At 71.8% G+C, this 14,746-nt stretch carries 9 protein-coding genes; 4 read left to right on the forward strand and 5 right to left on the reverse strand.

What is annotated here, in order from left to right; all coding sequences use genetic code 11:
• Positions 1–107: 107 nt before the first annotated feature.
• The 4 genes from RCO28_RS33350 to RCO28_RS33365 form a co-directional block, all read right to left on the reverse strand.
• Positions 108–2,342, reverse strand: a complete 2,235-nt coding sequence (locus tag RCO28_RS33350; protein ID WP_308945082.1) for an ATP-dependent RecD-like DNA helicase — start codon at positions 2,340–2,342, stop codon at positions 108–110.
• Positions 2,343–2,738: 396 nt separating this feature from the next.
• Positions 2,739–3,542: a sugar phosphate isomerase/epimerase family protein gene (locus tag RCO28_RS33355; RefSeq protein ID WP_308945150.1), complete on the reverse strand. Its 804-nt coding sequence runs from the start codon at positions 3,540–3,542 to the stop codon at positions 2,739–2,741.
• Between the two features lie 32 nt (positions 3,543–3,574).
• A complete protein-coding gene (locus tag RCO28_RS33360) occupies positions 3,575–4,756 on the reverse strand; it encodes a dihydrodipicolinate synthase family protein (protein WP_308945083.1) in 1,182 nt (393 codons plus the stop codon).
• The gene (locus RCO28_RS33365; RefSeq protein WP_308945084.1) at positions 4,753–5,904 is read right to left on the reverse strand and encodes a Gfo/Idh/MocA family oxidoreductase; all 1,152 of its coding nucleotides are present in this window, start codon (positions 5,902–5,904) and stop codon (positions 4,753–4,755) included. Before RCO28_RS33365 ends, RCO28_RS33360 begins: the two co-directional genes overlap by 4 nt.
• A gap of 246 nt (positions 5,905–6,150) precedes the next feature.
• On the opposite strand from RCO28_RS33365, the gene RCO28_RS33370 reads away from it, so the two are divergent.
• The 4 genes from RCO28_RS33370 (at position 6,151) to RCO28_RS33385 (ending at position 14,147) form a co-directional block, all read left to right on the forward strand.
• Positions 6,151–7,191: a LacI family DNA-binding transcriptional regulator gene (locus RCO28_RS33370; RefSeq protein WP_308945085.1), complete on the forward strand. Its 1,041-nt coding sequence runs from the start codon at positions 6,151–6,153 to the stop codon at positions 7,189–7,191.
• A 119-nt stretch (positions 7,192–7,310) separates the two neighbouring features.
• Positions 7,311–8,111 (forward strand): sugar phosphate isomerase/epimerase family protein, encoded by an 801-nt coding sequence (locus RCO28_RS33375; RefSeq protein WP_308945086.1) that lies wholly within the window; start codon positions 7,311–7,313, stop codon positions 8,109–8,111.
• 214 nt (positions 8,112–8,325) lie between these two features.
• Positions 8,326–10,146: a glycoside hydrolase family 3 protein gene (locus RCO28_RS33380; protein WP_308945087.1), complete on the forward strand. Its 1,821-nt coding sequence runs from the start codon at positions 8,326–8,328 to the stop codon at positions 10,144–10,146.
• A 209-nt stretch (positions 10,147–10,355) separates the two neighbouring features.
• A complete protein-coding gene (locus tag RCO28_RS33385; RefSeq protein WP_308945088.1) occupies positions 10,356–14,147 on the forward strand; it encodes an ABC transporter ATP-binding protein in 3,792 nt (1,263 codons plus the stop codon).
• Here RCO28_RS33385 and RCO28_RS33390 read toward each other — a convergent pair.
• The gene (locus RCO28_RS33390; RefSeq protein WP_308945089.1) at positions 14,131–14,655 is read right to left on the reverse strand and encodes a hypothetical protein; all 525 of its coding nucleotides are present in this window, start codon (positions 14,653–14,655) and stop codon (positions 14,131–14,133) included. The two genes, RCO28_RS33385 and RCO28_RS33390, sit on opposite strands and share 17 nt — an antisense overlap.
• Positions 14,656–14,746 lie beyond the last annotated feature (91 nt).

Consider the following 14,746-nt stretch of genomic DNA (forward strand, 5'->3'; position numbering starts at 1 on the left):
ACTCAGTGCCGCCAGCCTGCTCATCCTGCCCCCTTCGCCCTGGTTCCGGAACCCCCTCGTGACCTTTGCCACCGAAATGATCGATCAACGAGCGCACCTGCGCATCGTCAGTTCCCACGAAGCCGATGGTCAAGCGCCGTGCACCGGCGCCCGGCGGAGACCGTGCGCACCGCCTGGCCGAGCGCCTTGCGCGAACCGACCAGGACCACCAGCTTCTTGGCCCTCGTCACAGCGGTGTAGAGCAGGTTCCGCTGGAGCATCATCCAGGCGCCCGTGGTGACCGGAATCACCACCGCTGGATACTCACTGCCCTGCGAGCGGTGGATCGTGACCGCGTAGGCATGGGTCAATTCGTCCAGTTCGTCGAATTCGTACGGCACTTCCTCGTCCTCGTCGGTCAGGACCGTGAGGTGCTGCTCGTCCGCGTCCAGTGCGGTGACGACGCCGACGGTGCCGTTGAAGACGCCGTTTCTGCCTTTCTCGTAGTTGTTGCGGATCTGCGTCCCGACGCGGAACGTGCGGCCACCGAATCTCTTCTCCGGCAGGTCGGGCCGCGCGGGTGTCACCGCCTGCTGGAGCAGGCCGTTGAGCACACCGGCGCCGGCCGGGCCGCGGTGCATGGGGGCGAGCACCTGGACGTCCCGCCGCGGGTCGAGGCCGAACTTGGCGGGAATGCGTCTGGCCGCGACGTCCACCGTGAGGCGCCCCGCCTCCTCGGTCTCCTCCGTGACGAAGAGGAAGAAGTCGTTCAGGCCCTGAGTGAGCGGTGGTGCACCGGAGTTGATGCGGTGGGCGTTGGTGACGACGCCGGACTGCTGTGCCTGCCGGAAGATCCGGGTGAGGCGCACCGCGGGCACCGGCCCCGCCTCGTCGAGCAGGTCTCTGAGCACCTCGCCCGCGCCGACGCTGGGCAGTTGGTCGACATCGCCCACGAAGAGCAGATGGGCGCCGGGCGGCACGGCTTTGACCAGCTTGTTGGCGAGCAGCAGGTCGAGCATCGACGCCTCGTCGACCACCACCAGGTCCGCGTCGAGGGGACGGTCTCTGTCGTACGCCGCGTCCCCGCCCGGCTTCAGCTCCAACAGGCGGTGCACCGTGGACGCTTCGGCGCCGGTGAGCTCGGCGAGGCGTTTGGCGGCACGGCCCGTGGGCGCGGCGAGGACCACCTTGGCCTTCTTGGCGCGGGCCAGCTCGACGACCGAGCGGACCGTGAAGGACTTGCCGCAGCCGGGCCCGCCGGTGAGGACGGCGACCTTGCGGGTGAGGGCCAGCTTCACCGCCTCCTCCTGCTCCGGGGCGAGTTCGGTGCCCGTGCGCTGCCCGAGCCAGGCCAGGGCCTTCGTCCAGTCGACGTCCTGGAAGGCGGGCATCCGGTCCTCCTCAGTGCGCAACAGGCGCAACACCTGTGCGGACAGGGAGAGTTCGGCCCGGTGGAAGGGGACCAGATAGACGGCTGTCACCGGCCCGTCCCCCGCCGGGCCCGGCACCTGCTCGCGCACCACTCCCTCCTCCTCGCCGGCGAGTTCGGCGAGGCAGTCGATGACGAGGCCCGTGTCCACCTGGAGGAGTTTCACCGCGTCCCCGATCAACTGCTCCTCGGGCAGGAAGCAGTGGCCCTGGTCGGTGGACTGCGACAGCGCGTACTGCAGGCCCGCCTTGACGCGCTCGGGGCTGTCGTGCGGGATGCCGACGGCCTGGGCGATGCGGTCGGCGGTGAGGAAGCCGATGCCCCAGACGTCGGCCGCGAGGCGGTACGGCTGGTTCTTGACGACGGAGATGGAGGCGTCTCCGTACTTCCTGTAGATCCGCACCGCGATCGACGTGGAGACCTCGACGCTCTGCAGGAAGACCATCACCTCCTTGATGGCCTTCTGCTCCTCCCAGGCCGCGGCGATCTTCTCCGTGCGCTTCGGGCCGAGGCCCGGGACCTCGATCAGGCGCTTCGGCTCCTGCTCGATGACGTCGAGGGTGTCCAGGCCGAAGTGCTGCGTGATGCGGTCGGCGAAGACCGGGCCGATGCCCTTGACCAGGCCCGAGCCGAGATAGCGGCGGATGCCCTGGATGGTGGCGGGCAGGACCGTCGTGTAGTTCTCCACCGTGAACTGCTTGCCGTACTGCGGGTGGGAGCCCCAACGACCCTCCATGCGCAGGGACTCGCCGACCTGCGCGCCGAGCAGCGCGCCGACGACCGTGAGCAGATCGCCCGCGCCGCGGCCCGTGTCGACTCTCGCGACCGTGTAACCGCTCTCCTCGTTGGCGTACGTGATGCGTTCCAGGACGCCCTCGACCGCCGTCAGACCCCTTGCCGTGCCCGCTGTCGGGCTCCCCGCCGCTTTCGACATGGTCCGACGCTACCGCCGGGCTCGGACAGTCCGCCAAGCCTGTGGATAACTTGCCGCGGCCGCCTGTGGACAAGGGTCGGCGAGGGTGGAATCACCGGCGTCGGCTCGGCACGGAATCACCGGCGCGGCAAGGCTTCGAGGGGGCCCGGCCCCCCGGCTGGGCCCCCTCGTCTCCCCCTCGTCCCCCCTCGGCTCAGGGCCGCGATCCCCCGGATCGCATCGGATCCCCCCTTGGATCGCATCGGATCGCATCGGATCCCCCTCCGGGCCCTGACGTCCCGTACGACCCGCGTCGGTTCGGAAGGGTTGTGCGGGGGCGGGCGGTGAATTTCGGGCATCGGCGGCTGGGGCCGTCCGCGTCGGAATAAGCAGCAACGGCCGGGAGCGGGCCCGTGCTCAGTGCGCCCGCGCCACCGACCTGAACCGTTCCAGCGTCTCGGCCAGCACCTCCCTGCCGTCGCGCGCCCACAACTCCTCGTTGAACAGCTCCACTTCGACCGGACCCGTGTAGCCCGCGGCGGCCACGCGCGCGTGCCATGCGGCGAAGTCGACGGAGCCGTCGCCGAGTTGGCTGCGCCCGTTCAGTACGCCCTCGGGCAGCGGTGTCGTCCAGTCCGCGAGCTGGTACGCGTAGAGGCGCCCGGTCGCCCCCGCGCGTGCGACCTCCGCGGGGGCCCGGTCGTCCCACCACAGGTGGTACGTGTCCACGCAGACGCCCACCTCGTCGGCGGGGAAGCGCTCCGCCAGGTCGAGTGCCTGGGTGAGCGTCGAGACGACGCAGCGGTCGGCGGCGTACATCGGATGCAGCGGCTCGACGGCCAGGCGTACGCCGCGCTCGCGCGCGTACGGGCCGAGTTCGGACAGGGCGTCAGCGATGCGTTCACGGGCGCCGTGCAGGTCGCGGCTGCCGGGCGGCAGGCCGCCGGAGACCAGGACGAGCGTGTCGGTGCCGAGCGTCGCGGCCTCGTCGACGGCGCGGCGGTTGTCGTCGATCGCCCTCACGCGCGCGTGCGGGTCGATCGCCGTGAGGAAGCCACCCCGGCACAGCGTCGTCACCGTGAGACCGGCCTCGCGCATCAGCTTGGCGGTGGCGTCCAGGCCGTACTCGGCGACCGGCTCGCGCCACAGGCCGACACCCGAGACTCCCAACTCTCCGCACACCTCGGCCAGTTCGGGGATCGGCAGCTGCTTCACGGTCATCTGGTTGATGCTGAAGCGGGTCACGTCGACGGTCACCGGGCGACTCCGTACACGTCGAGGAGGGACCTCATCCGGGCCTCGGCGAGGTCGGGTTCAGGGAACAGGCCGAGCCCGTCGGCGAGTTCGTACGCCCTGGCCAGGTGCGGCAGGGAGCGGGCCGACTGGAGGCCGCCGACCATCGTGAAGTGGCGCTGGTGACCCGCGAGCCAGGCGAGGAACACGACACCTGTCTTATAAAAGCGGGTGGGCGCCTCGAAGAGATGGCGCGACAACTCCACGGTCGGGTCGAGGAGTTTGCGGAACCCCTCCGTGTCGCCCGTGTCGAGGACCCGCACCGCGTCCGCCGCCAGCGGACCGAGCGGGTCGAAGATGCCGAGCAGGGCGTGGCTGAAGCCGTGTGCGTCGCCCGCGATCAGCTCCGGGTAGTGGAAGTCGTCGCCCGTGTAGCAGCGCACGCCCTGCGGCAGGCGGCGGCGCAGGGCGATCTCGCGGTCCGCGTCGAGCAGCGAGATCTTGACGCCGTCGACCTTGTCCGGGTGCGCGGCGATGACCTCCAGGAAGGTCTCCGTGGCCGGGTCCAGGTCGGTGGAGCCCCAGTAGCCGGTGAGCGCCGGGTCGAACATGGGGCCCAGCCAGTGCAGGATCACCGGCTCGGCGGCCTGGCGCAGCAGCCGGCCGTAGAGCGCGAGGTAGTCCTCGGGGCCGCGCGCCGTCGCCGCGAGGGCCCGGGACGCCATGAGGATGGCCTGCGCGCCCGTCCCCTCCACGAGCGCGAGCTGCTCCTCGTAGGCGCCCAGGACCTCGCTCAGGGCGGTCTGCCCGGCCTTGTCGAAGTGACCGCCAGGACCGGTCAGTTGGTCGGTTCCGACGCCGCAGGCGATGCGTCCGCCGACCGCCTTCGCCTCGGCCGCCGAGCGCCGGATCAGCTCGGCCGCTCCCGCCCAGTCCAGGCCCATGCCGCGCTGCGCGGTGTCCATCGCCTCGGCCACGCCCAGGCCTTGGGACCACAGGTGGCGGCGGAAGGCGAGCGTGGCGTCCCAGTCGACGGCTGCGGGTCCGTCCGGCGAGGTGTCGGCGTACGGGTCGGCCACGACGTGGGCGGCGGAGAACACCGTGCGGGACGCGAGCGGGGCCGATCCGGACGGGCGGAACGGCTCGGTCCGCGGGACGTACGCGCGCGTGGTGCCGTTTTCGGTGGGCAGCAGGAGGGTCACAGAGTCAGCTCCGGCACGTCGTGACGGCGGCCCTCGGCCGAGGACTTGAGCCCCAGCTCGGCGAGCTGCACGCCGCGCGCGCCCGCGAGCAGGTCCCAGTGGTACGGCTCGTCGAGCACCACGTGGCGCAGGAACAGCTCCCACTGCACCTTGAAGCCGTTGTCGAACTCGCGGTTGTCCGGCACCTCCTGCCACTGGTCGCGGAACCGCTCGGCGACCGGGATGTCCGGGTTCCACACGGGCTTGGGGGTCGCCGAGCGGTGCTGGGCGCGGCAGTTGCGCAGGCCCGCGACGGCGGAGCCCTCGGTGCCGTCGACCTGGAACTCGACCAGCTCGTCGCGGTTGACCCGCACCGCCCAGGAGGAGTTGATCTGCGCGATCGCCCCGCCCTCCAGCTCGAAGATGCCGTACGCGGCGTCGTCGGCGGTCGCGGCGTAGGGCTTGCGCTGCTCGTCCCAGCGCTGCGGCACATGCGTGGCGGCCAGGGCCTGTACGGACTTCACGCGGCCGAACAGCTCGTGCAGCACGTACTCCCAGTGCGGGAACATGTCGACGACGATGCCGCCGCCGTCCTCCGCGCGGTAGTTCCACGACGGGCGCTGGGCCTCCTGCCAGTCGCCCTCGAAGACCCAGTAGCCGAACTCGCCGCGCACGGACAGGATGCGGCCGAAGAAGCCGCCGTCGATGAGGCGTTTCAGCTTCAGCAGGCCTGGCAGGAAGATCTTGTCCTGGACGACGCCGTGCTTGATGCCCGCGTTGTCGGCGAGGCGGGCCAGTTCGAGGGCGCCCTCCAGGGTGGTGGCGCTGGGCTTCTCTATGTAGAGGTGCTTTCGGGCGGCGACGGCCTTCTTGACGGCCTCCTCGCGGGCGGAGGTGACCTGCGCGTCGAAGTAGATGTCGATCGTGTCGTCGGCGAGCACCGCGTCCAGGTCGGTCGTCCAGTGCTCCAGGCCGTGCTCGTCCGCGAGCGCCTTCAGGGCGTGCGCGCGGCGGCCGACGAGGACCGGCTCGGGCCACAGCACGGTGCCGTCGCCCAGGTCGAGGCCGCCCTGCTCGCGCAGCGCGAGGATCGAGCGGACCAGGTGCTGGCGGTGACCCATTCGCCCGGTCACGCCGTTCATGGCGATACGCACCGTCTTACGTGTCACGAAAGTCCTCCGTACGCCGGTCCCCGTTGAAGCGGGCGCTACAGAAAGCACCATAGCAAGCGCTTTCTATCCGGGGAAAAGCTAGCCTGCCTGACAAGCCCCGTACAAGGGGGCCGGGCGAAGTGCCCCACGGGAGCGCCGAACCGCCGTCGACGGCGGTCGAAACGCGCGCGTGGTGGCGGTTTTCCGGTTCGTTGCGGGATCCGCTCGACGGTGGAACCGAAGAGAGCCCTCGGAGGCGTGCAGATGACCGTGACCCTGGCGGACGTGGCGGCTCGCGCCCAGGTCTCCCCCGCCACCGTCTCCCGCGTCCTGAACGGCAACTACCCGGTGGCGGCCGCCACCAGGGAACGTGTGCTGCGCGCGGTGGACGAGCTGGACTACGTCCTGAACGGGCCCGCGAGTTCGCTCGCCGCGGCCACCTCCGACCTGGTCGGCATCCTCGTCAACGACATCGCCGACCCGTTCTTCGGGATCATGGCCGGTGCCGTGCAGTCCGAGATCGGCGGTCCCGGTGGACGCGCGGGCGGGGAGCGTCTCGCGGTGGTGTGCAACACCGGCGGCTCCCCCGAGCGCGAACTGACGTATCTGACGCTGCTGCAGCGTCAGCGCGCCGCGGCCGTCGTCATCACCGGCGGGGCCATCGAGGACGCCGAGCACGCGGCGGCGCTCAACGCGAAGCTGCAGCGGCTCACCGACGCCGGTACGCGCGTGGTGCTCTGTGGCCGGCCGCCCGCGCCCGAGACCGGCGCCGTGGCGCTCAGCTTCGACAACCGCGGCGGCGGCCGCATGCTCACCCAGCACCTGCTCCTGCTCGGCCACCGCACGATCGGCTACATCGCGGGCCCCGAGGAGCGCACGACGACCCGGCACCGCCTGGAGGGCCACCGGGACGCCCTCGCCGCCACAGGCCTGCCGAGCGGCGCCGAGCTCACCCTGCACGGCCCGTACGACCGCGCCACCGGCCACGCGGCGGCCGTCGAACTCCTGCGCCGGGAGCCCGCGTTGACGGCGATCGTCGCGGCCAACGACACGGTGGCGCTCGGCGCGTGCGCGGCGCTGCGCGAGGCGGGGCGGCGCATCCCGGACGACGTCTCGGTGGCCGGCTTCGACGACCTGCCCTTCAGCGTGGACGCGGTGCCCGCCCTGACGACGGTGCGACTGCCGCTGGCCGAGGCGGCGGCGCGGGCGGGCCGCATCGCCATGGGCCGCGAGAAGGAGCCGCCCGGGGGCGTGGCGACGATCCCCGGGGAGCTGGTCGTGCGAGGGTCGACGGGGCGGGTCTGAGGACCCCGTACGGCCGGATCCCGAGCCTTGACGGAGCGGGGGCGGGTTTCTAGGGTCCGGCCAGGCCGGTCCGCCCGAAGCCGCCCCAAGCCGCCCCCGCACCCCCTCAGGAGCCCGCCGTGAAGCTGGCCTTCTCCACCCTCGGTGTGCCAGGACTCCCGCTGTCCGACGTGCTGCGCCTCGCCACCACGCACGCGTACCACGGCGTCGAGCTGCGCGCGCACGCCGAGGAGCCGGTGCACACCGGGCTCGGCGAGGCCGAACGGGCCGACGCCGCCGCCGAGTTCAAGGCCGCCGGCGTGGAGGTCCTGGGAATCGCCGGGTACGCGCGCGTGGCGGCGCCCGGCGCGGACGAGCCCGTGCTCGCGGAGCTGCGTGCCCTGTGCGAGCTGGCCCGCGACCTGGGCGCCCCGTACGTGCGGGTCTTCCCCGGCGGTACGGAGGACCAGCGCCCGGAGGAGGCGGACGCGACGGCCGCGCGCCGCTTGGGACTTGCCGCCGAGCACGCGGCCGACGTCGGCGTGCGCATCCTCCTGGAGACGCACGACTCGCACCGCTCCGGCGCCGCCGCCACGCGCGTGCTCGGCACGGTCGGGCACCTCCACGTGGGCGCCCTGTGGGACGTCATGCACACCTGGCTCGCCGGCGAGCAGCCCTCGACGTCGTACGCCTCCCTGGCGCCGTATCTCGGCTACGTCCAGGTGAAGGACATCGCCTCCGCCGACGACACCACCCCGCTCGCCCTGGGCGCGGGCGTGCTGCCGCTGACGGAGTGCGTGGAGCTGCTGAGCCGCGAGGGCTGGGACGGCTGGCTGTGCTGGGAGTACGAGGCCCGCTGGTACCCGGAGGCGGCCCCACTGTCGGACCAACTTGCGGCGGGGCGAGAGCACTTGGGGCGCCTGCTCAACGAGTCGGCTTGAGGGGCGCGTAGGTCGGGAGCCGCCTCCCCCCGCAAGCACCGCGCTTCAAATCCGGCTCCACGCGTGCGTAGTACCGGTTTCAGAGCAGTGTCTTGACTGTAAGAAACTTTCCGACTAACCGTAGCCTCCCGGAAGTTTCCTTCACCAGTCCGGGGCCGCACGGTCCACGGACGCCGGACGAGTGCGGTCTCGGGCTCCGAGTCTCGGGAGCGACATGTCCGATCGCCTCCGCACCTCCAGACGTACCCTGCTCGCCGCCACCGCCGGTTCCGCCGCCGCCGTCGCGGTGGGCGCCGGCTCCGCGCACGCGGCGGAGGAGAGCACCGTGAACCGCACCGCCCTGCGCGCCCTGATCGACCGCATGAGCCTGGAGGAGAAGGTCGGCCAGCTCTTCGTGATGCGGGTCTACGGCCACTCCGCCACCGAGCCCGACCAGGCCGACGTCGACAAGAACCTGGAAGAGGCCGGTGTGCGCAACGCCGCCGAGCTGGTCGCCAGGTACCGCGTCGGCGGCATCATCTACTTCGGCTGGGCGCACAACACCCGCGAGCCGCACCAGATCGCCGACCTGTCCAACGGCATCCAGCGCGCCGCGCTCCGACAGCCGTCCCGCGTACCGGTGTTGATCTCCACCGACCAGGAGCACGGCATCGTCGCGCGGGTCGGCGAACCCGCCACTCTCGTGCCCGGCGCGATGGCGCTCGGCGCCTCCGGATCACGCGCGGACGCCCGCAAGGCCGCCCGGATCGCGGGGCGTGAGCTGGCCGCGATGGGCATCCGGCAGAACTACGCGCCGGTCGCCGACGTGAACGTGAACCCGGCCAACCCCGTGATCGGCGTGCGCTCCTTCGGCTCCGACCCGCAGGCCGTCGCGCGGCTCGTCGAGGCGCAGGTCGAGGGGTACGAGAGCGGTGGAGTGGCCGCGACCTGCAAGCACTTCCCCGGGCACGGCGACACCAAGGACGACAGCCACTACTCACTGCCGACGATCCACCACACGCGCGAGGAGTGGCAGCGGCTCGACGCGCCGCCGTTCGAGGCGGCGATCGCGGCCGGGATCGACTCGGTCATGACGGCGCACATCGTGGTCCCCGCGCTCGACCCGGCCGAGGACCCGGCGACGCTCTCCGCGCCCATCCTCACCGGCATCCTGCGCGAACAGCTCGGCTACGACGGCGTGGTCGTCACGGACTCCCTGGGCATGCAGGGCGTCCGCACCAAGTACGGGGACGACCGGGTCCCGGTACTCGCCCTGAAGGCGGGCGTGGACCAGCTGCTCAACCCGCCGAAGCCGGCGGTCGCGTGGAACGCGGTGCTCCAGGCGGTCAAGGACGGGGAGCTGACCGAGGAGCGGCTCGACGTGTCGATCCTGCGCATCCTCGAACTCAAGGCCCGCCGCGGCCTGTTCCGGGACCCGTACGTCACGCACGCGCGCGTGGAGCGCGAAGTCGGCACCCGCGCGCACCTCGCCGCCGCCGACCGGATCGCCGACCGTACGACGACGCTCCTGGTCAACGAGGGCGGGCTGCTGCCCCTCTCGCCCCGCGAGCAGCGCGATGTCCTCGTGGTCGGCGCCGACCCGGCCTCCCCGTCCGGCACCACGGGACCGCCCACGACCGTCCTGGCCGGCGCCCTCACCGAGCTCGGCTTCACGGCCACCGCACTGTCCACCGGTACGGCCCCGTCCGCGGCGAGGATCGACGAGGCGGTGGCGGCGGCCGCGGGCAAGGACGCGGTGGTCGTCGGGACGTACAACGTGACGGCGGGCAGCTCCCAGCGCACGCTCGTGGAGCGGCTGCGCGCGAGCGGCGTCCCGGTGGTCGCGGTCGCCATCCGCAACCCGTACGACGTGGCTCAGCTGCCGCAGGTCGCCGCGTACCTGGCGGCGTACTCGTGGACCGACACGGAGCTGGGGGCGGCGGCACGGGTGATCGCCGGGCGTGCCGAACCGGAAGGGCGGCTGCCGGTTCCGGTGCAGCGGGCGGATGATCCGGGGCACGTGCTGTATCCGGTCGGGTACGGGCTGTCGTACTGAGTGGGGCGCCGGAGGGGCTGGGATCCCATGCTGAGATCCCAGCCCCTCCGGGCTTCGAGGAGGCCGGTCCGACAGGACGAGCCCCCACGGTCCTACGCCCCCGGCCCGAGCCCCCTGCGTCCCTGGTCCTCAGTTTGTTGCCGCGGGATGAAATGGCCGGGTGGCGGCGTTGGTGATTCCGTCAGTGCAGAGCGGCGGGAGGCCTATACGTGACCGGGGCAGAGCAGCAGCAGGGGTGGGCTCGGCGGCTCGCGGGCTACGCCTGGCGGTACCCGAAGGACGTGGTGCTCGCGCTCGGCGCCTCCCTCGTGGGCATGGCCGTGATGGCGCTCGTCCCGCTGATCACGAAGGTGGTGATCGACGACGTCATCGACACCTCCAAGCGCTCCCTGGCCGTCTGGACCGGGCTCCTCGTAGGCGCGGCCGTCGTCGTGTACGTACTGACGTACATCCGCCGCTATTACGGCGGCCGGCTGGCCCTGGACGTGCAGCACGACCTGCGCACGGATATGTACGACACGATCGCGAAGCTGGACGGGCGGCGGCAGGACGAGCTGTCCACCGGGCAGGTCATAGGCCGCGCCACCAGCGACCTTCAGCTGATCCAGGGCCTGCTCTTCATGCTGCCGATGACCATCGGCAACATCCTGCTGTTCCTGATCTCCCTGGTGATCATGGCCTGGCTGTCGCTGCCGCTGACACTGGTCGCCCTGGCCGTGGCACCCGCCCTGTGGTTCATCGCCAAGCGCAGCAAGACACGCCTCCACCCCGCCACCTGGTACTCCCAGGCGCAGGCCGCCGCCGTCGCGGGCGTGGTCGACGGCGCGGTGTCCGGGGTCCGGGTCGTGAAGGGCTTCGGGCAGGAGGAGCAGGAGACCGGGAAGCTGCGCGAGGTCGGCCGGAAGCTGTTCGCGGGCCGGCTGCGCACGATCCGCCTGAACTCCCGGTACACCCCGGCGCTGCAGGCCGTGCCCGCGCTCGGCCAGGTCGCGATGCTGGCGCTCGGCGGCTGGCTCGCGGTGCGCGGGCAGATCACGCTCGGCACGTTCGTGGCGTTCTCGACGTATCTGGCGCAGCTGGTCGGCCCGGTCCGGATGCTCGCCATGGTGCTGACCGTGGGCCAGCAGGCGCGCGCGGGTGTGGAGCGCGTCCTGGAGCTGGTCGACACGGAGCCCGCACTCAAGGACGGCACGAAGGAGCTCCCGTCGGACGCGCCCGCGACGGTCGAGTTCGACGACGTCTCGTTCGGGTACGAAAGCGCCTCGGAGGGCGGCTCCAGGACCAAGCCCGTGCTCGAAGGGTTCTCGCTCTCCATCCGCCCCGGCGAGACCGTGGCCGTCGTCGGCTCCTCCGGCAGCGGCAAGTCGACGGTCTCGCTGCTCCTTCCGCGTTTCTACGACGTGACGCACGGCGCGGTCCTGGTCGGCGGCCACGACGTCCGCGAGCTGACCCTCCATTCGCTGCGCGCCGCGATCGGCCTCGTCCCCGAGGACTCGTTCCTGTTCTCGGACACGGTCCGCGCCAACATCGCGTACGGCCTGCCGGACGCCACGCAGGAGCAGATCGAAACCGCCGCACGCGCGGCGCAGGCCGACGGCTTCATCGCCGATCTGCCCGACGGGTACGACACGACGGTCGGCGAGCACGGGCTGACCCTCTCCGGCGGTCAGCGCCAGCGCCTCGCCCTGGCCCGCGCGATCCTCACCGACCCGCGCCTCCTCGTCCTGGACGACGCCACTTCGGCCGTCGACGCGCGCGTGGAGCACGAGATCCACGAGGCCCTGCGGGGCGTGATGGCCGGCCGTACGACGCTGCTGATCGCGCACCGCCGCTCCACGCTCGGCCTGGCCGACCGCATCGCCGTGCTCGACGACGGCCGCCTCGCCGACATCGGCACGCACGAGGAGCTCCAGGAGCGCTCCGCCCTCTACCGCCGCCTGCTCACCGACCCGGACGAGCTGGGCGGTGTCTCCCCCGGCCACATCGCGCCGGCCGCGGTCGCCTCCACCGCCGACGACGACACCTCCGTACGGGCCGAGCTGGACGCCGAGTTCGACGCCGAGCGCGGGATCACGCCGAAGCTGTGGACCGGGGACCGCGAGCCGAAGGATCTCGCCCTGGCGGGCACGCCGGCGACGCCCGAGCTGCTCGCTCAGGTGGACGCGCTGCCGCCGGCCACGGACACCCCGAGCGTGGACGAGGCGCGGGCGGTCACTCCGGAGGAGTCGTACGGACTGCGGCGGCTGCTGCGCGGGTTCGGGCGGCCGCTGCTGCTCGCGCTGCTGCTCGTCGCGGTGGACGCCGGTATGGGGCTGCTGCTTCCGGTGCTGATCCGGCACGGCATCGACGAGGGCGTGGAGCAGGTCGCGCTCGGCGCGGTGTGGGCGGCGGCGGCGCTCGGGCTGCTCACGGTGCTTGTGCAGTGGACGGCGCAGATCGGCGAGACCCGGATGACGGGCCGGACCGGCGAGCGCGTGCTGTACTCGCTCCGCCTGAAGATCTTCGCGCAGTTGCAGCGGCTCGGACTCGACTACTACGAGCGGGAGTTGACCGGGCGGATCATGACCCGGATGACGACCGACGTGGACGCGCTCTCCACGTTCCTGCAGACCGGCCTGGTCACCGCGTTCGTGTCCGTAGTGACGTTCTTCGGCATCATGGTCGCCCTCGTCGTGATCGACCTGCAGCTGGCGCTCGTGGTGTTCGCGACGCTGCCGGTCCTGATCGTCGGCACGTACTTCTTCCGCAAGTCCAGCGTGAAGGCGTACGAACTGGCGCGTGAGCGCATCTCGGTGGTCAACGCCGACCTCCAGGAGTCCGTCTCCGGGCTGCGGATCGTGCAGGCCTTCCGCCGCGAGCAGTCCGGCGCCACGCGGTTCCGGGAGCGCAGCAACAGCTACCGCGAGGCCCGTATCCGCGGCCAGTGGCTGATCTCCGTGTACTTCCCGTTCGTCCAGCTCCTGTCGTCGGTGGCGGCGGCCGCGGTGCTGATCTTCGGCGCGCACCGGGTCGACGCGGGCACGCTGACTACGGGTGCCCTGGTGGCGTATCTGCTCTACATCGACCTGTTCTTCGCGCCGGTGCAGCAGCTGTCGCAGGTCTTCGACGGATACCAGCAGGCGACGGTCTCGCTCGGCCGCATCCAGGAGCTGCTGCGGGAGCCGACGTCCACGAAGAACGCCACCGAGCCGCTCGACGTGCTGTCCCTGCGCGGCGAAATTGCCTTCGAGGACGTGCAGTTCGGTTACGGCGCCGAGGCGGCGGAGTCCGACGACAGCGCCCTCGCCGACGTCAACCTGCGCATCCCCGCCGGCCAGACCGTCGCGTTCGTCGGCGAGACCGGCGCGGGCAAGTCCACGCTCGTCAAGCTCGTCGCCCGGTTCTACGACCCGACGGCGGGGCGCGTCACCGTCGACGGCACGGACCTGCGCGACCTCGGTCTGGCCTCGTACCGGCACCGGCTCGGTGTGGTGCCGCAGGAGGCGTACCTCTTCGAGGGCACCATCCGTGACGCGATCGCGTACGGGCGGCCGGACGCGAGCGACGCCGAGGTGGAGGCGGCGGCGCGCAGCGTCGGGGCGCACGAGATGATCGCCCGGCTCGACGGCGGCTATCTGCACCCGGTGACCGAGCGCGGCCGCAACCTCTCCGCCGGACAGCGGCAGTTGATCGCCCTGGCCCGCGCCGAGCTGGTCGACCCGGACATCCTCCTGCTCGACGAGGCCACGGCCGCGCTCGATCTGGCCACCGAGGCGCAGGTCAACGCGGCCGCGGACCGGCTCGCCGGCCGCCGCACCACGCTCGTGGTGGCGCACCGCCTGACGACCGCCGCCCGCGCCGACCGCGTCGTGGTGATGGACCGCGGCCGGGTCGCGGAGGACGGCACGCACGACGAACTCCTCGCCCTGGACGGCAAGTACGCCCGTCTGTGGCGCACGTTCATCGGGGAGCCGGTGGAGGAGTCGCCCGATTCGCCCGTGGGGGTCAGTACTTCGACTTGATGTCGGAGATCTTCCGGGTGGCCAGGTCCGACTGCACCGCGATGTAGGTGTACGTGCGGTCCTGGCCGCTGCCCCAGGTGAGCCGGACCGTGGACCAGGTGTGGCCCATGCCGCTGTCGCCGGGGGTGACCTTCCAGGCGGTCGGCACGTCCTGCGCCATCAGAACGCCGTCGGCCTCGTTCTGCTGCTCCCACTTGGCGAGCCGGGAGCGCAGCTCGGACGTCAGGTAGAACTTGCGGAGTTCGGTGGCCGCGGTGTCGTCCCCGGAGTCGCCGGAGTCGTTGGCGACGTCGACGTACGCGGCGTAGAAGTGCGCCACGCGCTCGGCGACGTTCCGGGGGCCGCCCGAATGGGACGGGGCAGCGGCTGAGCGTTCCTTCGTCTGTACGGGTACGGGTTCCGTCTGCACCGCGGCCGCCGCGGGGACCGCTGCGAGCGCGGTGAGGGTCGCGGCGACGAGGAGTAACCGGCCGGTGCGGCCGGACGTACGCGGAGGCGTCTTCGCCATGGGGACCGCCTTTCTCTCTGACTGTTCGACGAAGGCGGCCCCCAGGAGGTTGCCCTGTGCCCCGGTAAAGCTCCGGCCGTTCCTGCAACCG

Origin of the sequence: Streptomyces sp. LHD-70, assembly GCF_031157275.1 — a bacterium.
Classification (GTDB): domain Bacteria; phylum Actinomycetota; class Actinomycetes; order Streptomycetales; family Streptomycetaceae; genus Streptomyces.

Bases quoted from the DNA above. Each gene is read 5' to 3' on its own strand.
- RCO28_RS33350 (WP_308945082.1), bottom strand. From the start codon at position 2,342: ATGTCGAAAGCGGCGGGGAGCCCGACAGCGGGCACGGCAAGGGGTCTG.
- RCO28_RS33355 (WP_308945150.1), bottom strand. From the start codon at position 3,542: ATGACCGTGAAGCAGCTGCCGATCCCCGAACTGGCCGAGGTGTGCGGA.
- RCO28_RS33370 (WP_308945085.1), top strand. From the start codon at position 6,151: ATGACCGTGACCCTGGCGGACGTGGCGGCTCGCGCCCAGGTCTCCCCC.
- RCO28_RS33380 (WP_308945087.1), top strand. From the start codon at position 8,326: ATGTCCGATCGCCTCCGCACCTCCAGACGTACCCTGCTCGCCGCCACC.
- RCO28_RS33390 (WP_308945089.1), bottom strand. From the start codon at position 14,655: ATGGCGAAGACGCCTCCGCGTACGTCCGGCCGCACCGGCCGGTTACTC.